12 protein-coding genes, 2 pseudogenes and 1 CRISPR repeat array are annotated in these 22,635 nt (G+C 51.5%); of the genes and pseudogenes, 1 reads left to right on the top strand and 13 read right to left on the bottom strand.

Annotated elements, in window-relative coordinates:
* From NQ012_RS11825 to NQ012_RS11765, 13 genes and pseudogenes are all read right to left on the bottom strand, one after another.
* A pseudogene (locus tag NQ012_RS11825) lies at window positions 1-288 on the bottom strand (leucine zipper domain-containing protein); the annotation flags it as partial.
* 52 nt (window positions 289-340) lie between these two features.
* Window positions 341-4,130: a CRISPR direct-repeat array (repeat unit 32 nt; unit sequence GTTTCAACACACAGCCGCCCGAAGGCGGCTGA).
* Window positions 4,131-4,320: 190 nt separating this feature from the next.
* Window positions 4,321-4,614 (bottom strand): CRISPR-associated endonuclease Cas2, encoded by a 294-nt coding sequence (gene cas2 / locus NQ012_RS11820; RefSeq protein WP_123804956.1) that lies wholly within the window; start codon window positions 4,612-4,614, stop codon window positions 4,321-4,323.
* A 61-nt stretch (window positions 4,615-4,675) separates the two neighbouring features.
* Window positions 4,676-5,689: a type I-C CRISPR-associated endonuclease Cas1c gene (gene cas1c, locus NQ012_RS11815; protein WP_257067790.1), complete on the bottom strand. Its 1,014-nt coding sequence runs from the start codon at window positions 5,687-5,689 to the stop codon at window positions 4,676-4,678.
* Window positions 5,690-5,771: 82 nt separating this feature from the next.
* Entirely contained in the window at window positions 5,772-6,716 is a 945-nt protein-coding gene (locus tag NQ012_RS11810; RefSeq protein ID WP_257067789.1) for a BsuBI/PstI family type II restriction endonuclease, read from the bottom strand.
* Entirely contained in the window at window positions 6,713-8,140 is a 1,428-nt protein-coding gene (locus NQ012_RS11805; RefSeq protein WP_257067788.1) for an Eco57I restriction-modification methylase domain-containing protein, read from the bottom strand. The genes NQ012_RS11810 and NQ012_RS11805 overlap by 4 nt, the downstream gene beginning before the upstream one ends.
* Window positions 8,141-8,211: 71 nt before the next feature.
* A complete protein-coding gene (gene cas4 / locus NQ012_RS11800; protein ID WP_257067787.1) occupies window positions 8,212-8,877 on the bottom strand; it encodes a CRISPR-associated protein Cas4 in 666 nt (221 codons plus the stop codon).
* A complete protein-coding gene (gene cas7c / locus NQ012_RS11795) occupies window positions 8,877-9,740 on the bottom strand; it encodes a type I-C CRISPR-associated protein Cas7/Csd2 (RefSeq protein WP_257067786.1) in 864 nt (287 codons plus the stop codon). The genes cas4 and cas7c overlap by 1 nt, the downstream gene beginning before the upstream one ends.
* A gap of 2 nt (window positions 9,741-9,742) precedes the next feature.
* On the bottom strand, window positions 9,743-11,659 hold the full coding sequence (cas8c, locus tag NQ012_RS11790; RefSeq protein ID WP_257067785.1) for a type I-C CRISPR-associated protein Cas8c/Csd1: 1,917 nt from the start codon (window positions 11,657-11,659) through the stop codon (window positions 9,743-9,745).
* Window positions 11,656-12,330 (bottom strand): type I-C CRISPR-associated protein Cas5c, encoded by a 675-nt coding sequence (gene cas5c, locus NQ012_RS11785; RefSeq protein ID WP_257067784.1) that lies wholly within the window; start codon window positions 12,328-12,330, stop codon window positions 11,656-11,658. The genes cas8c and cas5c overlap by 4 nt, the downstream gene beginning before the upstream one ends.
* Window positions 12,331-12,515: 185 nt before the next feature.
* A pseudogene (locus NQ012_RS11780) lies at window positions 12,516-12,719 on the bottom strand (DUF2188 domain-containing protein); the annotation flags it as partial.
* A gap of 104 nt (window positions 12,720-12,823) precedes the next feature.
* A complete protein-coding gene (gene cas3, locus NQ012_RS11775) occupies window positions 12,824-15,109 on the bottom strand; it encodes a CRISPR-associated helicase Cas3' (RefSeq protein ID WP_257067783.1) in 2,286 nt (761 codons plus the stop codon).
* A 394-nt stretch (window positions 15,110-15,503) separates the two neighbouring features.
* The gene (locus NQ012_RS11770) at window positions 15,504-19,526 is read right to left on the bottom strand and encodes an Ig-like domain-containing protein (RefSeq protein ID WP_257067782.1); all 4,023 of its coding nucleotides are present in this window, start codon (window positions 19,524-19,526) and stop codon (window positions 15,504-15,506) included.
* A 29-nt stretch (window positions 19,527-19,555) separates the two neighbouring features.
* On the bottom strand, window positions 19,556-20,452 hold the full coding sequence (locus NQ012_RS11765; RefSeq protein ID WP_257067781.1) for an OmpA family protein: 897 nt from the start codon (window positions 20,450-20,452) through the stop codon (window positions 19,556-19,558).
* A gap of 443 nt (window positions 20,453-20,895) precedes the next feature.
* Between NQ012_RS11765 and NQ012_RS11760 the strand changes: the two genes are divergently transcribed.
* The coding region (locus NQ012_RS11760) for a chromosome segregation SMC family protein (protein ID WP_257067780.1) at window positions 20,896-22,635 on the top strand (1,740 nt) is incomplete at its 3' end.

Here is a 22,635-nt window from a genome sequence, read left to right as displayed (position 1 = left end):
ATAGGATTTGTTGTAACGCTTTGCCTGTTTTTTGAGTTTCTCTTCGATTTCCCGCTCAACTTTAGCCAGGCGTTTCATGCCGTATTTGGCTTGTTTAAAGCGGTTGTTGGTGCTTTTTTGCGGGGTGAGTAGCCGCAACCGGGCTGCTTTGAGTATGCGGTAAATCGTTACTCTGCTGACACGGTATTGTTGTGCCAACGAAGTTACACTGATTTTGTCTTGTGTATAAGCGCGCCAAATGGCCTGGCGGTTATGCGGGGTTAGCCGGGTATTTTTATGGATGTTCATGCAGTATTGTCTTTCAAATACTGTAAACAACGCTAGCTTTTCCTACACCTATGTTTCAACACACAGCCGCCCGAAGGCGGCTGAAGATGAATTAAAGTTTAAGCAAGATACTGTTTTTGTTTCAACACACAGCCGCCCGAAGGCGGCTGACGTTTCTCTAAATACGCGCGTGATATAGGCTTTGGGTTTCAACACACAGCCGCCCGAAGGCGGCTGATTTTGCACCCGAAGAATAAGCACTAGACGGGGGCGGTTTCAACACACAGCCGCCCGAAGGCGGCTGACCCCGTGGGCCGCATCATGCTCCACCTTTACGGCGGCGGTTTCAACACACAGCCGCCCGAAGGCGGCTGAATGCTTGCACTTCATTGATGCCCACATAAGACACAGTTTCAACACACAGCCGCCCGAAGGCGGCTGATCAGAGTAGTAAACGTTGTCTTTAAAGGCACGCGGGTTTCAACACACAGCCGCCCGAAGGCGGCTGAACGGCATTCAGGGCAACGGCGAGTACTCATGGGCGTTTCAACACACAGCCGCCCGAAGGCGGCTGATGAATTGGCTGCGCAAACTGCCATTGGACGAACTTGTTTCAACACACAGCCGCCCGAAGGCGGCTGATTACCCGGCAGCGGTTATATTACACCGCCACCATCGTTTCAACACACAGCCGCCCGAAGGCGGCTGAACATCTGCAACAGCAGATAAAGGCGGTAAAAGACGTTTCAACACACAGCCGCCCGAAGGCGGCTGAGTTCGCGGTTAGGCCACCATATGCCGCAGCCGTCGTGTTTCAACACACAGCCGCCCGAAGGCGGCTGAAAAATCATTAAGGCCAACAACGATACGATGATGCAGTTTCAACACACAGCCGCCCGAAGGCGGCTGAGGGCATGAATTGTTCTTAAAAAAAGTTGACTATACGTTTCAACACACAGCCGCCCGAAGGCGGCTGACCAAAACAGACAAACAAGATGCAAGGCTGATAGCAGTTTCAACACACAGCCGCCCGAAGGCGGCTGAACTGATTCGCCATCGGGCATCATGTGGTGATTGGTGTTTCAACACACAGCCGCCCGAAGGCGGCTGAGACTGCCGAATTTACCAACGATCCGAAAGGGTTTGTTTCAACACACAGCCGCCCGAAGGCGGCTGAAAAAATCCATCAGGGCGGCGGCTGAACGGCTGCGGTTTCAACACACAGCCGCCCGAAGGCGGCTGACTATGCAGCGCCCGATACCCTGCATTGCTGTTGTGTTTCAACACACAGCCGCCCGAAGGCGGCTGACGTATCCAGTGGCTTGATGTGGTACTGGAAGAAGCCGTTTCAACACACAGCCGCCCGAAGGCGGCTGACCGCACATATCCGCCAAATCGGCGACTTGCAACGCGTTTCAACACACAGCCGCCCGAAGGCGGCTGAAACGCAAACAAATGTACCTGCTACACCGAACAGGGTTTCAACACACAGCCGCCCGAAGGCGGCTGACAAAGGCGTACAGGTCTTTTACAGCCAAACTCCTGTTTCAACACACAGCCGCCCGAAGGCGGCTGATACCGATATGGCTCACGCTTGATATTGCAATGGCAGTTTCAACACACAGCCGCCCGAAGGCGGCTGAACCCAATAATGGAATCAATGGCCGCCATCACATAGGTTTCAACACACAGCCGCCCGAAGGCGGCTGGCCCGCTTTAATCAGGCCCTGGCAGAATGACACTGTTTCAACACACAGCCGCCCGAAGGCGGCTGAAAGCACATAACGGCTATCCCAAAAAAGCAGAAAACGTTTCAACACACAGCCGCCCGAAGGCGGCTGATGTTATCAACGGTAAAAGCCTGCGCGAGCAAGCCAAGTTTCAACACACAGCCGCCCGAAGGCGGCTGACAAACATGGATACCGCGGGCAAAAAGTTTATTTATCGTTTCAACACACAGCCGCCCGAAGGCGGCTGAAGCAGCCATACAGCCGGTTCCATTCAATTCAACTAGTTTCAACACACAGCCGCCCGAAGGCGGCTGAGCGGCTCTAAGGTGCCGGATTATATTGCAGAACTTGTTTCAACACACAGCCGCCCGAAGGCGGCTGATAAGCGATTTATGGGGTTTGGCCATGTTCCCGGGAGTTTCAACACACAGCCGCCCGAAGGCGGCTGATAAACCCATGTTTTGCCGTTAAAAACGGGGTGATGTTTCAACACACAGCCGCCCGAAGGCGGCTGGAGACGGCAGCAGCCAAAAATCAAACAAACCTAACAGTTTCAACACACAGCCGCCCGAAGGCGGCTGGCACTTTTCAGGTTCTGTTTTTTGCTTTCGCTCAGGTTTCAACACACAGCCGCCCGAAGGCGGCTGGTGGCGGCAGGCATGGCCGGGGCGGGAAAAGGCCGAGGTTTCAACACACAGCCGCCCGAAGGCGGCTGGTAATCGGGCACTTTGGATCCGCTTGGCCGCGGTCTGTTTCAACACACAGCCGCCCGAAGGCGGCTGGGGAATGATGCGCTTTTGAATTGTTCAAAGTTAATGGTTTCAACACACAGCCGCCCGAAGGCGGCTGGGCGGTGCATATCCCATCTGTTCGCAGTTCCAAGAGTTTCAACACACAGCCGCCCGAAGGCGGCTGGAGCTCCCGATAGTCCGAACAGCCAGCAAAATCAGGTTTCAACACACAGCCGCCCGAAGGCGGCTGGGCAATGGAGCCACCAATATAAGACGCAATAACCGCAGTTTCAACACACAGCCGCCCGAAGGCGGCTGGCGTACCTTTACCCGACATAGTGGCATCTATACGCCGAGTTTCAACACACAGCCGCCCGAAGGCGGCTGGGTAAACCCAATTTGTGCCATTAAAAACGGGGTGATGTTTCAACACACAGCCGCCCGAAGGCGGCTGGCTAACGGGGTTGCGACGATAACGCGGCAGTAGTCGTTTCAACACACAGCCGCCCGAAGGCGGCTGGAATGTTTTCAGACTGGCTATAAATGTGAATGTGCCGTTTCAACACACAGCCGCCCGAAGGCGGCTGGGAGTTCGTAAAACTGCATAGGGTTGCATTCGGGAGTTTCAACACACAGCCGCCCGAAGGCGGCTGGTCACGGCTTTGGTGCGATGATGCGGATTGCAGATAGGTTTCAACACACAGCCGCCCGAAGGCGGCTGGTTAAGGCTTGTATCAGGCACAAACGTAGTCGTAACGGTTTCAACACACAGCCGCCCGAAGGCGGCTGGCGATTAATATCGCGTCTTGCTTATCCGTTTTGGTTCGTGTTTCAACACACAGCCGCCCGAAGGCGGCTGGTCAGCACCTCAAAAGGAATCACAATATCTTTGGCTTTGTTTCAACACACAGCCGCCCGAAGGCGGCTGGTTTATTTTGTTCATACTGTCTTTGAGCATTTGCGGCGGTTTCAACACACAGCCGCCCGAAGGCGGCTGGTCAACCGCCGCCGACGCGCCGCCAAGCACCGCCTGTTTCAACACACAGCCGCCCGAAGGCGGCTGGCTGGGCTTTACGCGATTCGCCAAGCTGGCCGTAACCGGTTTCAACACACAGCCGCCCGAAGGCGGCTGGCGAAGCGGTAACGAAAAGGATTGATGCCATCACCGAGTTTCAACACACAGCCGCCCGAAGGCGGCTGGGTAAGGCGATTGGCGATTCTAAGGCGTCGCTTGATGTTTCAACACACAGCCGCCCGAAGGCGGCTGGGAATGAAGCATCGAACATATGATGAATATTTGTCTGTTTCAACACACAGCCGCCCGAAGGCGGCTGGGCGGCCATGCCGTCAAAAACCAAAAACGACAAAATGTTTCAACACACAGCCGCCCGAAGGCGGCTGGAGCCTCCTCGGAACCCCTTGCCATTCAAGGCTTCTACAGCCCTAAATCGCCAAAGTCGCCGAAAAAGGCACAAAGCGAGTATAGCACAGCCTTTTCCTGCCATACACGCTTTGCTAAGTTCCTGATTGTTAAAGAACCTTTCCGTTTCGCCAACCTGCCCGCATTTTTATGAGCACCGCAGGTTAGCGATTCACACGATCAGCGTGTCTTGGAACACATCCACCGCTGCTTTTGCGCCGTGGTGTTCTACCTTGCGCCGCCATTTGCTGCCTAAATGGTAAAAGCGCAGGCTGTCGGTTTCGGGGTTATAGGTTTTCAACAATTTTTCTTTCAAAACAACCCATTGGTCGGGTGCAATATCGCATTCGAACACCGAATATTGCACGCGCACACCGTAGTCCAAGCAATGTTTGGCGATACGGCGCAGGCGCGCTTGGCCTTGCGGGTCGTCCAAAGCAATATCGTAAGTAATCAGCATCAACATCGTTTTCCCCTGCTATCTTTCAGACGGCATTAAGGCCGTCTGAATGCCTGTCTGAAAAAAATCAACGCATCAAAAACGGCGGATATTCCGCCAAATCGCCGCGCAGGTGCCGCGCAAGCAGCATGGCCTGAATATGCGGCAGCAGGCCGACGGCCACTTCTTCCTGCAAAAACGGATGCACAATCTTTTCCTGCTTTTTCGCCTGCAACGTTTGAAACAGCAGCTTGCGCGCCTCCGGCTTGATATTCACTGCCCCGCCCGCCTCGATTACAAAATCCTGCGGCTTAATCTGCCCGCGGTTAATCAGCGACAGCACCAGCCTGTCCGCCCACCACGCGCGGAACTCCTCCAGAATATCCTGCGCCAAACTGTCGCGTCCCGGGCGGTCGGCGTGCAAAAAACCCACCTGCGGGTCCAACCCCACGCTTTGCAGCGCGCCGCTGATGTCCTTGCCCAAAATGCTGTACACAAACGACAACAGCGCATTCACCCCGTCGCGCGGCGGGCGACGGTTGCGGCCGTCGAAGGCAAAACCGCTGTTTTCGCGCAACAAATGGCGGAACACGCCGAAATAACGCGCCGCCGCATCGCCCTCAACCCCGCGGATTAGCTCCAAACTTTCCGCCCGCTTCAACTGCTGCAAACTAAAATTCAGCGCCGACACCGCCGCCTGCACAGCCTCCTGCTCGCCGTGATTGCGCAGCCGCCGCTGCAACACCCGCTTGCCCGACTGAATCTTCGCCGCAATGATGCTACGCGCAATCGGCACCGGATTGTGCTCCGACAGCCGGTATTGCGCCCGCCGCAAGAGCACATTGCCGCTTTGGCGCCCCTGCAAACGCCCCAAGAAACGCCCGTTTTCGGTAAAAAACGCCAAATTGACATTGTTTTCGCCACAAAATCCCATCAAAAACGGCGATACCAGCACATTACCGAAACAGAAAATATGCCCGATGGAATGCACCGGCAACTGCGCCACCTTTTTGCGCTCCTGCTCCACCACCAGCGTTTCCCGCTCCTTATGCAGATAACTGCCCTGCGTGGTGATATACAGCGTATTTTGCAGCTTGCGCATGGTTGAAATTCCTCTTTGGTTTTGACCGTGCTTTTTTTGGAATAACGGCGTGTAGGCTACCTGATAAATAGTAACAATTCTGCTAATATGGCCCAAGAAACCGTGAACCATTAAAATGAATCATATGAGTTGGAGCATCGGCTATCCAACATTCTGTTTCCCATGCAATCACACTACTATATTTTGCGTAAGTTCTAGAATCAGGAAATGCTGAAACAAAAACCAATCCAGCAGTACACTTTCCAAAAAGAATTGTAAGTTCACTATATCGTTTATGATCCACTGGTCCATGACTTGTTACTGACTCAATTAAAAAAAGCCAATTTCTCTCTTGATTGTACAGGATTACATCCGGCAACTTACCATGGTTATCTAAACACACTCCTAATGATTTAAGAAAAACTTCATCAAAGAAGCCAAATTTATCTCCTGTGTCGCCAACATAAACCAACTTCCCGCCTGGAACATATCTAGCTCCAAATTGTTCAATAATATCTTTAATTAATTGAGAATGCGCCCCAGCAGATAAGCGAATATTTGCGCCATCCGGCAATGTTAGTGGAATCATTGCCATTTCACGTTCTTGCGCATACTTTTGTGAAAGTGTTTGACGACTTCTTAAGTAGGTATTAAGCAAGTAATCATATCTATTAGTTTCATAATGCCTTACCAATTCAAGTACATCTGGGGCTATTTGATAAACAGCATGCGGACTATTTACTGCTCTAGCTGGCATATCTGGATTATAAAGACATATTCCTGCATCAACTAATTGATGCATTGATTGCCTACGAAATGTTTCTCTAGTATTAGGAGCATATGATTTCCCATAATGAATTCTACTCCAGTCCATAATTGGTGTAATACCAACAAGAGGATTAGTTGCTTGATTCCAAGATTTACTAGGAGTCATGTCTAATAAACAAAGTAAACATAATGCGGTACGCTCATTTTGCTGTGCTCGTGGCATACCTAAATTAATAATAATTTCTTGCATCTGCTGCAATTTTACATTTTGTTGACTCATAAAATACCTCGTAAAATTTTATCTATTTGTGCCTGATTCATAGAAGTTTTATAAGATTTTCCTAGCTCTATTAGAGTTTCCAAAGTAGGAAATTTTATATTCCTTAAATCAGTAGCATTCACCTGTGTATGTCCTGAGAAACTTCGAAAATGCTGATCTAATTCAGTACTATTAAGAAAACACGCCAACCCCTTTGCTACTAATTCATCTAGTCCATGCTTATTTATATGAAATACATTCCAATGGTTCTCAAACCCAATCCATGATTGATAAATTTCTTTTGGATCAACTATATAAGCAACAACCCTACGTTTTTCTTCTTTAGAGGAAAAACGTTTTACCAAAACATAAAATCCATCTTTAGGCATTAACCATTTTTTAGATTCAGGAACAATTTTAATTGCATTGTGTTTTTTATGTTGCTGTGGATGAAAAAGCTTCCCTTTAATAAAATGATGAGGATAAATCAAAGGAGCAATTTCTCCTTCCATATCGTATTGCAAGTATTCTTTTACTCTAAAATCTACAACAGAACCAGTACTTACATTTATTTCCAATTCTGACAACGGAACGGAAAAAATTTTTTCATTCTCAACTTGATTAAATTCTTTTGGAATACGAATAAATATTTCACTATCATCAGGTTTTACGATCTTGTTAAACTCAAAATCTTTTACCATGTAATCTGAAAATGTATGGTCTTTTGAGTTAGAGATTTCAACATTTCCTTGTCTCTTATTTTTTATTAGCTTGATAATAACGTTTTCTTGTAAAACCCCGTAGTCTTTAAAAGCACTATTTCTACTTTCAAAAATGTGTATATGTTCAATAGAGCAGTTTTTCAATAAAAATTTTCTAAATTCCTTATAATACAATCCGTTACAAAAAGATCTTGGAATAATGGCAACAATCTCACCATGGTCTTTCATTAAAACAATAGTTAATGATAAAAAAGCAGAGTAAAGATTAACAGTTTCAATACCTGTTTTCCTTAATAGTTTCCTATGAAATGAATTGCTATTTATCTTTTTATATGGTGGATTTATGATGGCATGAGTGTAACGATTCCCTTTCCCTAAAAGGATATTATCAACAGCATCCTGTATAAAATCATTCTTGTAAATTGAGTAATTAACGTCAATTTTTTCCATATTAATTTTCAACTGTTTTGACATTAACGAATCAATTTCCCACAAATCTACAGAAGTAATATTTTTTAATTGATTAATAGCTGATATTGAAAGAGAACCAATTCCCGCACCACAATCTAGCAACGTACATTCACTTTCTTTTTGTGTAAAAAGACTAGCCATATAATCCGAAATAATTGAAGGGGTCATAAATTGCCCAAGTTCATACTTATTCTTTGGGTTAAGTTTGAAATCTGTTTCAAGTCTGAGAGCATCAACAAAATCAGCATTCATGTTAACTTCCTATTAGTTTTTATTTTTTATTAAAAAAGACTACATTTGATTGCGCCATATTTCAAGCAAATTCACTCCCCAAACAACCCCTCCACATACCTTTTCGACCGATCCCGCTCCAACAACTTCGGCTGGCAAATTTCCACCAGCGAGCAGGCTTTGCAGCGTTTGCCGTACACCGGCGGCGGGGTTTGCCCGCTTGCCAACAGTTCGCGTACTTGGGCGATAACGGACAGCGTTTGCGCCCTAAGGCCGTCTGAAAACGCTACCGGCACACGGTGGCGGGTTTGCATATACCACAGTGCGCCTTCGGCAATGGTTTGTCCGGTCATTTCCTCCAAACACAGCGCTTGCGCACAAAGCTGGATTTCGTCGAACGGTTCTGGCTTGGGTTTTCCGCGTTTGTATTCCACGGGTTTGAGGCTACCTGAAGCCAAATCGTGCTCCACCATATCGACAATACCGCTGATGCCCAACCGCTGCGCCGACACATGCACGCTGCGCTCGAAGCGCACGCCCTTGCGCGTTTCCGGTTCGCCCGAATCCACCCGCTCGTGCAGCGAACGCCCCTGCGCGGTGAGATAGTTCTCCGCCCACGCCTGCTCGTTGTGAATCAACGCGCATTGGCGCGGGCAGAAAGCATAGTGTTGCAGGGCGGAGAGGGAAACGGTGGGCAAATCCCGTTCCCCTGCGTCTGCAAGTGGTGGGTTTACTGCAAAATTTTGCACATCGAGCATTACAGCAATTCTTCCACGCTCACACCGTTGAGGCCGTCTGAATCGACACGGATTTGATAATCGGCAAAACCCGATGCCGGCGTGCCGCTTTCACCGCCCACGCGCTCGACTTTAACGGCGTCGAACAGTTTGTGTGCGGGCAGGCTGCCGAGGGCGGTGTCGTGTTTGAACACGATGAGCTTGCGCGCCGCCATTTCGCCTCGGGCGGCGGAGCGGTCGTGCTCGAACATCAGTTGCAGGGCTTGCCAGAGTTTCGCCAAATCTTCGTCGGAAAAGCCGGTTTTGGCGGCAAGGTTGGCGGAGATAAAGCCGTGCACGCGGTAAAGGGCGTAGGGGACGATGTATTTGCGCCCCATGGTGCGCTCTTTTTCGAGGTCTTTTTCGTTGGTTACCGCCATGCGGGTGATGGAGATTTCCAGCGGTACGATGGGGTCGATGGATTGGGCGAACGCCAGTTGCACGGGGCCGCGCACTTGGCCGCTGTTGACTTCGGTGGTCATCACGGCGCCGAAGGTGCGGATATCGAAGAAGTTTTTGCACATCCAAGCGGTGATATCGCGGGCTTTGGCTTCGTCTTTGGGCAGTTTTTTGGCTTCGGATTCGATGCCCAAGGCTTCATAGGCGCGTTTGTTTTGCAGGTTCAGCACGCCTTTGTCTTTCACGTAGATTTCGTAGCCCGGCTGGTTTTCGCTGGCGAGTTCGACAAAATTGCGGATTTTGCGCTTCAGGCACACGTCGGTAACCAAGCCTTTGCTGGATTCGGGATCAAGGCGCGGCATATTGCCGGCGTCGGGGTCGCCGTTGGGGTTGCCGTTGGTTACGTCGAAAAAGTAAACGAATTCATAGCGGTTTTGGATGGACATATTTATTCTCCTTGGGATTCTTCAATTTCTTCTGCATCGCTCTCATTATTTAATGCAGAACCAATATCTTCTGGGGCTTCTTTCTGTTTAGTATATTTTTGATGGTAATAGCCCACCACAAAACGCCCCTGCTCTTCTAACGACAAATGACGTGGAAACGGCTTATCCGAAAAAAACTCCTGCAAAATTTCTCCCACTTCCCTCTCTAACCAGTTTGCCGTTGATTTCGGTTTTTTAACCCATTCGGCGCCCCTTCCTTTACGCAACACTGCGATATGGTTGTTATAGTTTTCAAGTAAACGCGGGAAAACATATTGTGGCGAAGTAGAAGCACTGCCGTAAAATTTATCCCGCACTGTTGCATTCAAATTTCCCAGTGCAGAAGCCTGTGCCACTTCTAAAACGGCAAACAAACGCCCCAAACGATACGGGATATCCGTTTCATCTTTGTTCAACCCAACGGGTAATTTGATATTGTCTTTTTGGCTATTCACTTCCATAGAAATCTCCTGAGTGTGAAGATTGTTACGATTTAATACTGCCTTAATAACGGCAACCCGAAGTCCGGTAATATGGCCGTCTGAACGTATCCGTCCAATCATTCGCGACAGCATGGTTTTAGGGTATGGCCTACCAGTTAAAATCGACCGCATATATTCGCCTGCCAATTGCGGCGGAATATCTTTGCTGTCGGACTTTTTCAGACGGCCGTCCGCACCTTTCCGCTTGGGCGTGGTTTCCAACAATATCCGCCACACAGAAGGGTCTTTGCCGCGCCATGCGGGCGGTTCGATTTTCAAATCCTGCCGATACCTTGCCATATTGACAGCCAATTGCCCGAACGTGGTATCCAGCCAAAAGCGGATGGAAATCCGCGCCGCATTCGGCGCCAAGCCCAAGATATAAAAGCGGGTATCGGGCGACAGATCGGGCGCGATTTCCTGCAAAGGGCGGCCTTTGGCGATTTGCTCCAAAATACCGAATACTTTTTGGCTCTGCTGCTCGTCATCGGGCGGGGTCATGATATCGGCAAAAAAATCTTCGGCCGCGGCGGCGGTTTCGCTGTCGGCAGCTTCCGCCCAAAACACCGTGCTGGCATCGCCGATGGTGAGGCAATGGCCGTTTTCGCGGCGCAACAAATAATTCAGCGCGGTGGTATAGGCAAAGGCGGACACTTCCGACACCGGCGCATTCGCCCCTTGCTCTTTGCCAAACGAAGCAAAGGATTCTTTATTGAACGAAATAATCGAACCGCCCGAACTCTGCCCGCCGAACACACCCTTAATCGCCGGATGCAGCCGCGCAATCGGCGCTTCTTCGCCGCTGATTAAACACAATCCCTGCTTGGCTTCGTCGCTTTTCAGACGGCCTGCCCACAACGTTTGCGCCGCTTCACGCTTGTGAATCAGGGCGGAAGGCTTATCCAAAGCGAACACCACATTGGCGTCCGGTGTTTCAGACAGGCATGGATAATCGGCAAACTGCGCAGGCTGCCAGTGTTGCAAAAAGCGGTAGAGCGCCTGCAAGCCCTCGTCTTGTTCGTGTTGCAGCACATCCAAATGATATTGCCGGAATGCCTCGAAGGTTTTTTCAGACGGCATCACCGGTTCGGTTTTCGCCTGCACCTTGTTTTTATTGGCTTCCACGCCCAAGGCATAAGCGGTTTTATCCCACAGGAAATTCGGCTTAACGCCCGACGTGCGCTTTTCAGGGCGCGGCACGCTCATCAGTTTCGGCTGCGGCTTTTTATCCGCCGTTAAATTCGGCACCGCATCTTGCAGGCGGCCTTCTTTATCCAACACCAAAATCCAGCCGATTTTTTCCTCGCTAAAGCCGTAAGGCGGCACTTTCGGGTTGCCAACATCATCGTTTTGCGTTGCCAAGCGGCGATAATAACGCGCCAGTGAAACCAGAATCATGCTTTCACCTCCTCAGCGTAAAACGGCGGCACTTCGATTACCCCGTTTTTCATTTCCGCGCGGAAAAATTTCGGCAGATTGCCGTGGTCGAAATCAATATCGTGCAGCATCCAGCCCAAATCACGGTTGGCTTCGCTTTCAGACAGGCATGATTCGGGGAAAGCGCCGCCATCCTCCACCCAAGCAAAATGCGCCGGAAACTCGCGCACACCCATGCACGGCTGCTGGAAGCACTGCCCCTTCGACGCCCGCCGTTTGAACATCTCGATATGCTTGGTAATCGTATCGTCCTCGCCCGCCTTGGCCGTCAGCACCGCATGGGCTTCAATCACATAACCCACGTCTTTCAGCACCGTCGCCGCGCGCTGCTGGCGGTCATCGTCAATCAGCGTATATAAATCCTCCACGCTCTTGCGCCGCATCGCCCCGCTGACCTTGCTCTCCGAAATCTTGCCGCCCAATTCATTGCGCCGCACCGATTCAAAACGGATCGGCTTCAACACATAAATGCGGTCAATCACCCAGCGGATCGCCGGCTTCCAATGCACCGCCGCCAACACCCCGCGCGCCGCCGACGGCGTGATGACATCGTAAGACACCCGCTCCACCTTCATTTCCGGACGGGTAAAGCAGGCGTAATCGCCCCAGATGTGTAGGCGTACCCGATTCATTTTTTGTTCTCCTATGATTTTATTAACCCACGCCTCCCTGAAGGGAGGCGGTTTTTCAATCACATGAAATTGTTTCAACCCTCAGCCGCCCTGAAGCGGCTGTTCAGATACACCGTGTTAAACGCCCGCAGACTACGTTAGTACACAAGTGCATCATCAACTGATTACAAAGAACAGCAAAGGAGCTACTTCTTGTCCCTTGGCGGGCAAGAATCGTTGCCATAGCTATTTCCAGCACGAATACGCCCGTCTGCGCCATGAATTTTGGTATCTGCCCGCTGATTCTTCGCAATTTCTTCTGCTCGGATAATGGCTTCTTTCTGCGTTCGATAAACGGCTGTTACTTTGTTATTGCCCACACCTTTTACGCCCCAACCGTCAGCATGGGGAACAACGTGTTGGTTTTTTTCCGCTCATGTTTTTCCTCCTAATATTGTTGAGATGTAGCAAGCCTGTTCATCTCTCAAAAAATTTTACTTCAATTTTATGTGATTTACAACACACTATTTTCTGGCTGCACAAAGTACGGATTCGTCCAGCTGAATCCCGCTACTTCGTCATACAAATTCTGCTTGTCAATCAAGGCATAGAACTGCTTGCCGAATGTTTGCTCATTGATCGGCTCGATCAGCCGTTCTTTGTATAGGGCTGCAAGAGCCTTTTCTGGAATTTGTACTGTGTAACGCTGGAGTTTGCGCAACAGTCCGCCGATCTGGTCGGCGTGGCGCAGGCCGTCGATCAAGCGTTCTGCCTCATCGTCGAACGGGATGATGAGCGGCTGCATATGGGTTTCGATCATGCGGAACTTTGCCACGATGGTTTGGAAGGGGAAATTGAGGCTACTGCCGGCGTTATGGTGCATGGCGAGGATTCGGTGCTGGTCCAGCTCGGTGCCTTTGAGTTGGTAAACTTCGCTAAAGTAATCAGTAATAGCTTCCACCGACAGTAAGTCGCTAGCATGCTGCCGCACTACGGAGCGCATCACGCCGGAGAGCAGGCCGAGTTCGGCGGGAGCTTTCCATTGCGCTTCGGGCTGAAAAACCCAAACAAAACTCTCTTCAGCCAGCCTTTTGCCTTCGCGGTTGCAGCGTCCGGCGGCTTGGGCGACGGAATCCAGCCCGGCTTCGGCGCGCATCACCAGCGGGAAATCGACATCTACGCCCGCTTCGATTAAAGAAGTGGCAATCACGCGGCAGGGTTCGCCGTTTTTCAGACGGCCTCGGATGGTTTCCAGCATTTGCGTGCGGTGTTTGGCGCACATCAGGGTGGTGAGGTGGAACACGCCGTCAAGATGTTTGGCGCTGTCATACAGGCTGCGGGCGTGGCGGCGGTTGTTGACGATAATGAGCATTTGCGGGTGTTGCCCGAGCTTTCCCAACAGGTCGGCATCGGTTTGCAGGCCGATATGTTGCACGGTGGTTCGACGCAGTTGCTCAAAAAGTGCGGTCGGATTCGGGGCGATTTCGCGCACGTTTTCAAAGCCGCGGTAAAAGCCGTGTTCGGCTTGTATGGCGGGCTGGGTGGCGGTGCACATTACCACGCTGCAAAGGTAGTTTCGTGCCAGCTCTTTGATGGCCTGCATCACGGGCAGCAGCAGGTTGAGCGGTAGCATTTGCGCTTCATCGAGAATAATCACACTGCCGGCGATATTGTGCAGCTTGCGGCAGCGCGAGGAGCGGTCGGCAAACAGCGATTCGAAAAACTGCACGGCGGTGGTTACCACCACGGGCATATCCCAGTTTTCGGAGGCTTGGCGCAGCTTGTCTTTGCTGTGCCGGTCTTTGAGCTTGCTGTCGTCGAAAGTACTGTGGTGTTCCAACACGGCGGCTTCGCCCAAATCGCCGAAGGCTTTGCGGAACTCGGCGGCGTTTTGCTCGATGATGCTGGTAAAGGGGATGACGTAAATCACGCGCCGCATGCCGTGGCGCTTGGCGTGTTCCAAGGCAAACGCCATCGAAGTGAAGGTTTTGCCGCCGCCGGTGGGCACGGTAAGGGTAAACAGACCGGGCGCCTCACCTGCTTGGGCGACGGCATGGTCGAGAATGTTGCTGCGCAGACGGTTAAGCGCGGCGCGGCGTTGTCCGGCTTCAGTCGCCGGAGCCTGTTCGGTAGGCCGTCTGAAAGATTTGATAAAGGCATTGAAGCGCTGTTGCAGGGCGTTTAAATCGGGATGGCCGCCGCGTTGTATGGTGTTTTTTTCAACGGAACGGGAAACATAAAAGGCCTCGGTATCGAGAAAATCGGCATCCACCAGGCAGGAATACAGCATGCGGGTAAAGAAGGCATAGGAAAACCATTTGTGATGAGTGTCGGCCTTCAAGGGCGGTACGGGCAGATTTTCAGGCAGAGCGATTTCCTGCTGCCAAACGGGATCAAGTCGATGCAATGCTTTACCGTCAAACGGCTGTTCTAACCGCTGCTTCAAAGTGCGGCGGTTATCACCCTCACCGTCGCCGTTGGCCAAACCGGCATGGTGGCCGGCAATGCAGAAGGCCATCAGCTTGCCTGCCTTGTCGCCGAACCGTTCTACCGCAATTTTGGCGCCCGCAGTGGCATGGTCAACCGATTTTCCGCCGCGCAAGCGTGCAGCAAATTCAGGCGTGTATTTACCCAAGTCGTGTAGCTCACCTGTATAGCAGGCGATTTCCTGCGCTCCAAAAACAGCGGCAAACCCCGCCGCCATCTCGCCGACTTGGGCAAGATGGCCGCTTAAGGTTTGCCATTGGGATTCGGGCTGGTTTTCGACGGAATGGGCGTAATAAGGGATTTTGTTCTTCATTATCCACCTTATATCAGCTTGTTTATGCACCAAACAAACCCGACATCATGCCGGACGACTCTGCCAAAACCCAACTCCGTTTGGCTGATTAAGAGTCCGGCAATAACGATTGTTTCAGTGAAATGGATTTTATTAACGGATTGTGATATGCCGTCTGAACGACGGGCACGAGTGATGCATTGTGCAGTCAAAACATTCTCCTAATATTTTTTTACTATATTAATCTGAATATTCTCTCAGTTATTAAAACTATACCATATGATTTCACAGTTTATCATTAATAAATATCAAACTTATGCCGTCTGAAAGGTTTTCAGGCGGCCTCTATAAAGAAAGTCCTCCATAGAAAAAAGGCCCTGCCTTACGGCAGAGCCTTTTTTTACCAACTGTTTAATCAGCCGATAAATTCAACATGTTTTTCCAGAATGCTGTTCAGGGTTTCGCCCGAAGAGATGCCGGAGAACGTGATGCTGTTTTGGTAAGTGGCGCCATCCTTGCCTACACCGGTAAAGCTCAGGGTGTGGGTTTGGTCGTTCCATACCGCGCCTTGAAGCTGCTCGGAGCCTACCAAGTCGGCAAATACCACTTTGTCGCTACCGGCTTGGAAGTCGAGAATTTGGTCTTTGCCACTGTTGCTGTTGGCTAAGAATACAAATTTATCCGCACCTTCTCCGCCGGTCAGATTATCGTCACCGGCTCCGCCGAACAGGATGTCGTCGCCGGCACCACCATTCAGGGTATCGTTACCGCCGTCGGAACGGTTATCCAGCAATTCTGCCCAATGTTTTTGAACATAGTCGACTTTTTGTTGGTCGGTTGCAGCAACACCACCGTTTTCACTCCATTTGATGAATTCGTTCAGTGCTTGCGAACCCATACCGTCGTGGCTGCCGGCTTTATAAACTGATCCGGTTGCGTTGTTTGTCCAAGACAAGTGGTCAGTATTGATGGAGTCGCCGAACAAGATGTCGTTGCCTTCTCCGCCAGCCAGGGTATCGTTTGATACGCCTTCCGCTACCGTGGTTGAGGAACCTTTCTTCAATGCGGCATCCAGCTCGTCGGGCGAATTCACAATAGCGGCTTCGCCTGCCGTACCTTGATAAACCACCTTACCTCTTCCTGTTGAATAGAAGGTATCAACAACGTTACTTTCTTCAGTCAGATTACCTGATTGTGTTGTAGTGTCGAAATATTTCAAGGTAGTTTGCTCTACGCCTTGCTTGAAGCCGATTGCATGTACATCAGATACGGCGCTCAATGCTTTGAAGCTGTTCAGGCCGGCAGTTACGGCATTTTGTGTAACGTAACCGATAGAGCGAAGATCGCCACTGCGGCCGTCGTCACCATAGGCTGTAGGTTGTCCGTCGGTCAGGAAGTAAGTTACGTTGGTGTAACCGTTGCCTGACACTTTGTTAAACCATGCTGCCGTATCTTTGAATGCGTCATCGTAGTTGGTCACACCGCCGGCTTGGCTATCTTGAGCGATGATGCCTCTCAATAACGAATCTACATTGCTCTCGTTCAAATCGCGGATATCAACTACTTGTTTGGCCGTTTGGTTGAACACAATCAGGCTGACATTCACATTGCCGTCGTGCGCCGCCAGCTCTCCCGCCAGTTTCAGCAAGGAAGCTTTAGCCATATTCAGGTAAGACATACCGCTCTCGGTTTTATACGTTTTCATGCTGTGTGAAATATCAAACAGAATGGCAACATTATAGTCCGTTCCTTTGGTGATAATGGTTTGCGTACCGCCTGCATCACCGATCAGTACATCATTACCGCCACCGCCTTTAATATCGGTGTTCGGCTCGTTGGTACCGATTGTGATTTTATCGCTATCTACACCGTTAATGGTAATGCTCAGAGTGGCCGTTGAAGCATCACCGTCTGCATCCTTCACGGTATAAGTAAAGGTATCAACCAGCTTCTCACCGCTGTTCAAGGCTTTTACGGTTCCGTTATTGCCGTCGAGATGGTATGTATATTTACCGTCGGCACCCAATACCAGCTTGCCATAGTTACCGTTTTGTTCACCGGCAGTTACCGTTACCGGAACATCCGCACCGGTCGTATCGTTGGCCAACACGCTGCCGCTCACTGATGTACCTTTCTCTCCAATGCTGTTCACATCGTCCACAGCAACAGGGGCGGTATCGGTAATCTTGATATCCAAGCTGTCCATGGCGGTATTACCGGCTTTATCCTTCACCGCAACAATAAAGTTATCGATTACTGAATCATCACCCTTGCTGTGGTCTTTGCGCGTACCGTTTTCGATGTAGGTGTAAGCTACTTCACCTTTTGCAGCATCGTAACCGTTAATAACCAACTGGCCTTTGGCGGTGTTAATCACAACCGGTGTTGTTGAAGTTGCAGAAGTTACATCTTTACCGGCTACAGTAATCGAAGCTACACCGCCTGCATCACCTACTTTGATAATACCGCTAACTTTCGCATTGCTGGCTTCTGCAACTTGTTGGTCTTGCGCTTTCACGGTTGGAACAACAGTATCCACAGAGCCGTCATCTTTGGCTGCCGCTTCGTTACCGGCCGGATCTTTCACCGAAGCTTCGGCCGTGTAGCTGCCGTCGGGCAGTGCGTTGGGCACGTCTGCGCTGTAGCTGCCGTCGGCTTTGACGGTAGCAGTAACGGTTTGTGTTTGGCCGTCTGAACCGGTTACCACAACGGTTACCACCGAACCGGCGGGCGCGTCTGTTTTGCCGCTGATGGTCGGGGTGTTGTCGTTGCTGTTGTCGGGGGCGTCTACGCTGATAGACGGGGCGGTGGTGTCCACCACGTTGCCTTCTTTGTCTTCGGCGGTCGCGCGGTTGCCGGCTTTGTCGCTGACGGTGGCGGTAACGCTGTAGTTGCCGTCGGGCAGTGCGTTGGGCACATCTACGCTGTAAGTGCCGTCGGCTTTGACGGTAGTGGTCACGGTTTGGGTATTGCCCCGGCTGTCGGTCACCACAACGGTCACGACCTGGCCTTCTTCCACATCGGTGGTGGTGCCGGTAATGGTCGGGGTGTTGTCGTTGGTCAGCGCCGGTGCGTCTACGGTGATGGTGGCGGCGGTGTCAACCGAGCCTTTGTCTTGGGCTTTGCCTTCGTTACCGGCCGGATCTTTCACCGAAGCTTCGGCCGTGTAGCTGCCGTCGGGCAGTGCGTTGGGCACGTCTGCGCTGTAGCTGCCGTCGGCTTTGACGGTAGCAGTAACGGTTTGTGTTTGGCCGTCTGAACCGGTTACCACAACGGTTACCACCGAACCGGCGGGCACGTCTGTTTTGCCGCTGATGGTCGGGGTGTTGTCGTTGCTGTTGTCGGGGGCGTCTACGCTGATAGACGGGGCGGTGGTGTCAACAGAGCCGTCGTCACTCGCCTGACCCTCGTTACCCAATTTATCTTTAACGGTAGCTGTTACCGTGTAGGTGCCGTCGGGCAATGCGTTCGGCACGTCTACGCTATAAGAACCGTCTGCCTGAACAACAGCGGTTACGGTTTGGCTCTGGCCGTCCGAACCGGTAATAACCAGTGTAACAACCTGACCTTCTTCCACATCGGTTACCGTACCGCTGATTGTGGGTGTGTTATCGTTGGTCAAATCAGGAGCATTAACGGTGATTTGTGCGGTTGTGTCGATGCTGCCGGGATCGGTGGCCGTGGCAGACTTGCCGGATACTGTTTCAACAGTTGCCGTAGCGGTATAAACGCCATCGGCCAGCGGATTAGCCGGCTCTACTGAATATTCTCCGGTTTCACCGATAGTTACCGAAACGGTTTGGCTGGCTCCTTGGCTGTCAACCAAAACAACGGTTACCACGCTGCCCGGTTCTGCATTGTTAACGGTACCGGTAATTTCGGGGGTATTGTCCGTAGTGTTGTCCGGTGCATTAACGGTAATAACCGGTGCCGGATTATCCGAGCCGCCGTCACTGCCGCCTGCCAGCGCAGCCAAACCTGCCAGCGGCAGCAAACCTAATAGCCATAAGGGATTGGGCATCCACATGGCTGTAATAATTTCACCGCCCAATGCTTGGCCGGCAGTAACTTCTTCCGCCAGCATGGTAACTGCGTCTGAAGTTTCCGTGCTTTCCGGCACATACGGATAGGTGTTGCCGTTTTCATGTGTACCAACCAACAAGCTGCCTTTGGAAGCGCCGGTTTCTTTTGAATAGTAGCCTTCTAAAATCAAGTCGGGATTGGCAATATCTGAACCTTCAAAAGCAACGGTCAAATCATTGCCCACACGCTTGGTTGTGATGTTTTCAGGCGCGAACGATGTTGCATCTTCAATAAATTGATAGTTAACGTCAGCCTGAGCGGGAATGCGCAATGCTTCGCCGGAGGCCGTCTGAAACTTTACGGTCTCCAAAGTTTTTTGAGCATTGTTGATATTTAAAGTAATGTTTTTAGACATTTTATTCACCTTATAATGTTGGATTCAGTTTATTTTTTCTCACCGTGCAGAATCACTTCCACACGACGGTTGGGTTGGTCGCACTCTTTGCGCGCTTGGGCGTTATTGGGGTGCTTTTTACGACAATCGTTAACCACCAATTCGCGCTCGCCCTTGCCTTCGGCACTGATCAATCTTCTATCCAAACCGCTTTCGGCCAGTACCTGTTTTACGGTTGCGGCACGGTTCGTGGAGAGTTTCTGGTTGTATGCGGGCGTACCGGACGGGTCGGTATGGCCTACAACAGCAATACCGCGGATTAAATCGGGATTTTGTTTGATTTCTTCGGAAATAGCGGAAAGCTCCTGCTTGCCTTTGGGCAGCATATTGTCGTAGTCATAACGGTCGAATTTGAACAGGGCCGAAGTTTGCAGGCTGTATTTTTTCAACACGACTGCACATTGCTCTTCGCTTACCACGCGCGAAAGCGTATGGTTTTGACGCGGAATGCCTTTCATTTCGGCTTCAGCCTGTTCGGGAGAAACGGCTTGCAGCACAGGATGGCCGTTGCTGTCGCTGACCACCTTGAAGAAAGACACGGCTAAATCAGGCAAGTTATAATAGTCGCCGGAGTTATGTTTGTTGCGGTAACCGGTATCGCTCTTAGTGAATTCGGCGTAAAACCGCTGGTTTTGCGCACAAACGGTTTCCTGACGGTAGGCATTCGGCTGCAACGATCCCGAATATTGGCCGTTTACGTAAATATTGACGGTAGGGCCGCTGATGGCATCGGCCTGACGGTAAAACACGACTGAAGAGCGGTTATCCGGCACGGAAGTGCTGTAAGCGGCCTGCTTGGTATCGATCCAACTTTCTTTTTGGTGCGATGCGCATCCGACCGCGGTAAGCGGCAGTAAAACCCACAATAATTTACGATACTGGAACATAATTCAAACTCCTGATTAATTAAGCCGCCTGTTGCGCTTTACGGCTTACCTGTTAAACATCCCCGTTGTTGCGGTATATCCGTCCGTGTCATTTTCCAAAGGCATAACACATGGCAATATTAAAATGATATACGCATTTGAGTTATATTTTCGCCAACTCATACCAACGGTATTTTTTTATGGATAATAGGTATTCGGTTAAATTAAACATGCCCAAGGTAATTATTTCGTTAAAAATATAACAATTTGAAATTATTAGAATTTTATAAATCCCATAAAATAAAAAAATGGCGCAACAGCCCGTTTTATATGCCATTTGCCTTTATGCAACACTTCTTACCGCCCACGATAAAAAAGCGTTGGGATCCCTCTCTCCCACCGCCACCTTTTCAGATGGTTTTCCGTTAGAATAACGCTTTTTTCCGCCCTGCTTTTCTCTCTCCATGCGCCTTACCCACATCAAACTTGCCGGTTTCAAATCGTTTACCGACCCCACCACCATTCACGTGCCCGGCCAACTGGTGGCCGTTATCGGGCCGAACGGCTGCGGCAAATCCAATGTGATTGACGCCGTGCGCTGGGTATTGGGGGAAGCATCGGCCAAGCAGTTGCGCGGCGAAAGGATGCAGGACGTGATTTTCAACGGCGCCGCCACCCGCCGCCCCGCTCCGCGCGCTTCGGTTGAACTGGTGTTCGACAACAGCGACCACAGCCTTCAGGGCGCATGGGGGCAATATGCCGAAGTGAGCATCAAGCGCCAGCTCACGCGGCAGGGCGAATCCACTTATTTCATCAATAACCAAGTGGTGCGCCGCCGCGACATTACCGATTTATTTTTGGGCACGGGTGTGGGCGCGCGCGGTTATGCGGTGATCGAACAGGGCATGATTTCGCGCATTATCGAAGCGCGGCCGGAGGAATTGCGCGCCTATATAGAAGAAGCGGCGGGCGTGTCGAAATACAAAGAACGCCGCAAAGAAACGGAAGGCCGTCTGAAAGATACGCGCGAGCATCTGCAACGCTTGGCCGACCTGCAAAGCGAGTTGTCGCGCCAAGTGGAAAAACTGGAAAAACAGGCCGAAACCGCCGAGCGCTACCAAACGCTCACCCGCCAACTGGCGCAACAGCAGAATTTGCTCGACTACGCGCAATGGCAGCAATCGCTCGCCACCGCCGACAAAGCCACCACCCAGCATCAAACCTTCCAGCAGCAGCAGGACGAAACCGCCGCAAAGATTCAGGCTTTGGGCGAAGCCGTACACACTTTGCAGGCCACCGAACAGGCGCAGCAGCAAAGCGTGCACGACATCAGCAACCGGCGCGGCGTATTACGCGAACAGATTGCCCGCCTGGAAGAGCAAATCCGCCACCGGCAAACCCTGCACCAACGCATCGAGCGCGACAAAGCCGCCGCACAGGTACAGCTTTCGCGCATCCACCAAGAGCAGCAGCAAATCCGCGCCCTGCTTGAAGAAGCCGACATCCACATCGAAGAAAAACAAACCGAGCTGGCCGAAACCGCCATGCAGGTGGCCGAATACGAAGAACGCCTGCCCGAGCTGGAAGAAGCGCAGGCCGCCCTCAACACCGCCTACCAAAGCCAGCAGGACGAACACAACCGCATCAAACGCGAACTGGCCCTGAAACAACAACAACTGGCCCACTCGCAGCACACCCTGCAACAGCACGAAGCGCGCAAAGGCCGTCTGAAACAAGAAAGCCTCGCGCTCAACCTGCCCGACCGCAGCGATACCGAAGCCGCACAAGAGCAGGCCGCCTTGCTGCAAAGCCAACAAGAGCATTACGAAGAGCAACTGCTGGCCGCCGAAAACCGCTTGGCCGAGTGCCAAACCCGTTTTCAGACAGCCTCGTCACACCGGCAAACACTGCAACAGCAGCACATCACGCTCGAAGCGCAGCAGCAGGCGCTGGCGCAACTCTTGGCGCAAGACGAAAACAGCGGCGGCGATTTCTGGCAGCACACCGATGCCGGCCAAACCCCGCAACTCTGGCAGCACATCACCGCCCCCGCCGACTGGCAGCACGCACTCGGCGTGATACTGGCCGAACGCCTGCACGCCCGCGCCGTGCCCGCCTCGTTCGCCCCGCCCTCGCCGCTTCCCGAAGGCAGCGCCGCCTGGCTGGCCGACAACCTGACCGGCGGCCTCAAAAAAACCCTGCCC

It is taken from the genome of Neisseria dentiae, from assembly GCF_024580525.1.
GTDB classification, from domain to species: domain Bacteria; phylum Pseudomonadota; class Gammaproteobacteria; order Burkholderiales; family Neisseriaceae; genus Neisseria; species Neisseria dentiae_A.
Note: the sequence above shows the minus strand (reverse complement) of the source record. Positions and strands in the feature narration are given on the sequence as shown.